Source organism: Streptomyces sp. NPDC054841, from assembly GCF_053611045.1.
This window is the reverse complement of record NZ_JBSGZO010000669.1, coordinates 1-3,708: the sequence shown is the minus strand read 5'-3', so window position 1 is coordinate 3,708 and position 3,708 is coordinate 1. Positions and strand designations below refer to the sequence as shown.

5 protein-coding genes are annotated in these 3,708 nt (G+C 72.8%); 4 read left to right on the top strand and 1 reads right to left on the bottom strand.

Going from position 1 to position 3,708, the window contains the following annotated elements; translation table 11 throughout:
* Window positions 1–869, top strand: an 869-nt coding sequence (locus ACWGI8_RS41445) for a hypothetical protein (protein ID WP_453668619.1), incomplete at its 5' end; no start/stop codon positions are given.
* 34 nt (window positions 870–903) lie between these two features.
* On the opposite strand, the gene ACWGI8_RS41440 is transcribed toward ACWGI8_RS41445, so the two are convergent.
* Entirely contained in the window at window positions 904–1,398 is a 495-nt protein-coding gene (locus ACWGI8_RS41440) for a DUF3093 domain-containing protein (RefSeq protein ID WP_453668618.1), read from the bottom strand.
* A gap of 91 nt (window positions 1,399–1,489) precedes the next feature.
* Between ACWGI8_RS41440 and ACWGI8_RS41435 the strand changes: the two genes are divergently transcribed.
* The 3 genes from ACWGI8_RS41435 to ACWGI8_RS41425 are packed head-to-tail and all read left to right on the top strand — an operon-like array spanning window position 1,490 to window position 3,322.
* Complete coding sequence (locus ACWGI8_RS41435; RefSeq protein WP_453668620.1) at window positions 1,490–2,032, top strand: PaaI family thioesterase; 543 nt, start codon at window positions 1,490–1,492, stop codon at window positions 2,030–2,032.
* Window positions 2,032–2,544: a dUTP diphosphatase gene (gene dut, locus ACWGI8_RS41430; RefSeq protein WP_453668617.1), complete on the top strand. Its 513-nt coding sequence runs from the start codon at window positions 2,032–2,034 to the stop codon at window positions 2,542–2,544. Before ACWGI8_RS41435 ends, dut begins: the two co-directional genes overlap by 1 nt.
* Window position 2,545: 1 nt before the next feature.
* The gene (locus ACWGI8_RS41425) at window positions 2,546–3,322 is read left to right on the top strand and encodes a DUF3710 domain-containing protein (protein ID WP_453668616.1); all 777 of its coding nucleotides are present in this window, start codon (window positions 2,546–2,548) and stop codon (window positions 3,320–3,322) included.
* Window positions 3,323–3,708 lie beyond the last annotated feature (386 nt).

The following is a 3,708-nucleotide window of genomic DNA, read 5'->3' as shown; positions in this document are numbered from 1 at the left end:
GTGCGGGTGACGGCGAGCGAGGCCGGTCGGCCTCGCTCGAGGCACCGCCACAGGCGGGGCCCCCGACGCCTCCGACGCCCCCGACCAGGGCTCGGCGCCTGGACACGGTCAGGAAAGGCGTACGGAGGGGCGGCGAGGCCGCCAGGACCGGCGCACGGAGAAGCGGCGAGGTCGCCAGGGCCGGCGCACGCAGGAGCGGCGAGGCCGCCAAGGCCACGCTCGGGTTCATCGCCGACCGGCTCATCGAGGCCGCGCCGCGCATCCCCGTCCGCGACCTCGCGACCCTGCGGGCACAGTTCCCGGGCCTCGGGCCCGAGCAGCTCGCCGACAAGCTGATCGCGGGCGCGGCCAACGGCACGTCGACCGTCGGCGCAGGTGTCGGCGCGGCGGCCATGCTGCCCGTCCCGCCCGCGCTGCCCGCCGAGCTGGCCACGGAGATCATCGGCGTCGCCGCGATCGAGCTGAAGCTCATCGCCGAGCTCCACGAGGTCTACGGCATGCGGCCGCCGGGCAATCTCAAGGAGCGCTCCGCGGCGTATCTGACCAGCTGGTCGGAGGAGCGCGGCATCGACGTCACCAAGCCGTCGACGATCAACTTCGCTCTCGGCGGCCAGATGAAGCGTGAACTGCGTCAGCAGATCATGAAGCGCATGGTCCGCAATCTGCCGAACCTGATGCCGTTCATGATCGGCGCCGCAGTCGGCGCCGTGATGAACCGGCGCGACACCAGGAAGGTCGCGGAGCGGATCAGAAAGGACCTGCGTAAGCGCCAGGTCCCGTGGGACGCCCTGCCCCAGATGCCCGGGTTCGAGCAGCCGCAACTGCCCGCCGAGCTTCCGCCCGAGCTGCGCAAGGCGCTGGAGAACTGACCGCGCGCCGCGGGCGCGCCGGTGGCCCTGCCGTTCAGCCCGCCCGTACGGCGTCCAGCGCGGCCACCAGACCCCGCGGATCCCGGGTCGAGACATACACGTACGGCGTCGGGTCCTCCGGGTCCGTGACCGTCACCCGCACCGCCGTCGGCACGTAGCTGCGCAGCAGCATGAACGCGCGCGGATCCGCCTTGTACGAGCGCCAGGCCCGCGCCTCCTCCGCGTCCAGCACCTCGGCCTCGCCGAGCGCCGACACAGGGATCCGCGCGTCGCCCGCGACCAGGGAGCCGGCAACCACCCGGATCCGGGCGGAGCCGTACGAACTCACGGTGGCCGCCGCCAGTGCGCCCGCGCCGATCAGCCCGCCCAGCATCGGCAGCGGGCCCAGCGGAAGCAGTATCAGACCGCCCGACAGCGCCACCAGGACGGTGATCAGCCACCAGGAGCCGGGGGCGGTCAGACGCTCGTCGTAGCGCGGCGCGGAAGGCGGGCCGGAAGGCCGGCCGGAGGGCGTGGTGGAGGACTGCATGAATCCAAGCTTGGCACGGCGCGACCTGCGGCTACCCGCGCGGGTAAGGTCTGCGCCTGTGAGTACTGCACTGACCCCTCCGGCCGACGCCATACCGCCGGTACGGCACCTCGACGCGCCCGCCCCCGGCGAGCTCCTCGGCGCGCACTACGAGTACTGCTTCGGCTGCGGCGGCGGTCAGTCCCACGGGCTGCACCTGGCGGCGCGGGCCGGTGAGGGCGTCAGCCTCACCGCCGAGTTCACCGTCACCCCCGCGCACCAGGGCGCGCCGGGCCTCGCCCACGGAGGCGTCCTGGCCACGGCGCTCGACGAGACGCTCGGCTCGCTCAACTGGCTGCTGCGGGTGATCGCGGTGACCGGGCGACTGGAGACCGACTTCGTCCGTCCCGTACCCGTGGACACGGTGCTGTTCCTGGAGGCCGAGGTCACCGCGGTGAGCGGCCGCAAGATCTACTCCAGGGCCACCGGCCGGATCGGCGGCCCCGACGGGCCCGTCGCGGTCCGGGCCGAGGCCCTCTTCATCGAGGTCAAGGTCGACCACTTCATCGACAACGGCCGCCCGGCCGAGATCCAGGCGGCCATGGCAGATCCCGACCAGGTCAGGCGCGCCCGCGCCTTCGAGGTGAACCCCTGATGCGCAACCCCGTCGACGTACTCATCCGGCGCGTGGACCCGGAGGTACCGATTCCGTCATACGGACATCCGGGCGATGCCGGTGTCGATCTGGTGACCACGGAGGCCGCCGAACTCGCACCCGGAGAGCGCACGGTTCTGCCGACTGGAGTGTCTATCGCACTCCCGGACGGGTATGCGGCCTTCGTGCACCCTCGGTCGGGGCTGGCGGCCCGCTGCGGCCTGGCCCTCGTGAATGCCCCAGGGACGGTGGATGCCGGGTACCGTGGGGAGATCAAGGTGATCGTGGTCAATCTGGACCCGCGTGAGAGCGTGCGGTTCGAACGGTTCGACCGGATTGCTCAACTGGTTGTCCAGCAGGTCGAGAAGGTGCGCTTCCACGAGGTGGCGGAGCTTCCCGGCTCGGCGCGGGCCGAGGGGGGCTTCGGGTCCACCGGTGGTCATGCCGCCGTGGACGGCTCACAGGGTGGGAATCGATACGCTTCGGTCGTATCCGACCGGGAAGGACAGTGACGTGTTCGGACGTCGCAAGAAGAGCAGCCCCGCTGGGGACGCAGCGGATGTGGCGGGCGAGGCCGAGCAGGTCGTCGACGAGCTCGACACGGACGACTCGGCGGAGCGGAACGCGCCGCGCCGGGTGAACCTTCCGCCGGCGCCGCGGCCCGACGGTCCGTGGGACCTCTCCGAGGTCTCCAGGCCCGAGGAGGGCCGCGTGGACCTGGGCGGCCTCTTCGTGCCCGGAGTCGAGGGCATGGAGCTGCGTGTGGAGGTCGCGGGCGACGCGATCGTCGCGGCGACGGTCGTGCTGCGGGACAGCGCGGTCCAGCTGCAGGCGTTCGCCGCGCCCAAGAAGGAAGGCATCTGGGGCGAGGTCCGCGAGGAGATCGCCTCCGGCATCACTCAGCAGGGCGGCATCATCGACGAGGTCGAGGGCCCCCTCGGCTGGGAGCTGCGGGCCCAGGTCCCGGTCCAGCTGCCCGACGGCACCGGCGGCGTACAGCTGGTGCGCTTCGTCGGCATCGACGGACCTCGCTGGTTCCTGCGCGGAGTGATCTCCGGACAGGGCGCGGTGCAGCCGCAGGCCGCGGGTCTGCTGGAGCAGATCTTCCGGGACACGGTCGTGGTCCGCGGCGAGGGCCCGATGGCGCCCCGCGACCCGATCGTCCTGAAGCTGCCGAACGACGCGCAGATGGTGCCCGAGGGTGTCCAGCAGGAGGAGCAGGAGACGTCCCGGTTCTCGGGCGGCATGGGCCAGCTCCAGCGCGGCCCGGAGATCACCGAGGTCCGCTGAGACCTGCGCCTCGTGAGCGGAGCTCCCGGCTTCCGGGCTGGGGGTCCGGGGGTTGGCCCCCGGGTGGTTGCCGTACCGAGGTCCGCTGAGGCCTGCGCCTCGTGAGCGGCGCTCCCGGCTTCCGGGCCGGGGGTCCGGGGGTTGGCTCCCGGGTGGTTGGCGCTCCTGGCTTCCGGGCCGGGGGTCCGGGGGTTGGCTCCCGGGTGGTTGCCGTACCGAGGTCCGCTGAGGCCCGCTGTTCGTGAGTGACGCTCCCGGCTTCCGCGCCGGGGCGCCGCGCGGCCGGGGGTGCCCCCGGGTGGTTGCGGTACCGAGGCCGGCTGACGCCCGCCTCCTGGAGGGCGGACGGGCGCTGGACGCCGGGACTGTGAGCAGTGTGTGCGGCC

Excerpts from the sequence above, each read along its gene's own strand:
- ACWGI8_RS41440 (WP_453668618.1), bottom strand. The coding sequence starts at position 1,398 with ATGCAGTCCTCCACCACGCCCTCCGGCCGGCCTTCCGGCCCGCCTTCC.
- dut (WP_453668617.1), top strand. The coding sequence starts at position 2,032 with ATGCGCAACCCCGTCGACGTACTCATCCGGCGCGTGGACCCGGAGGTA.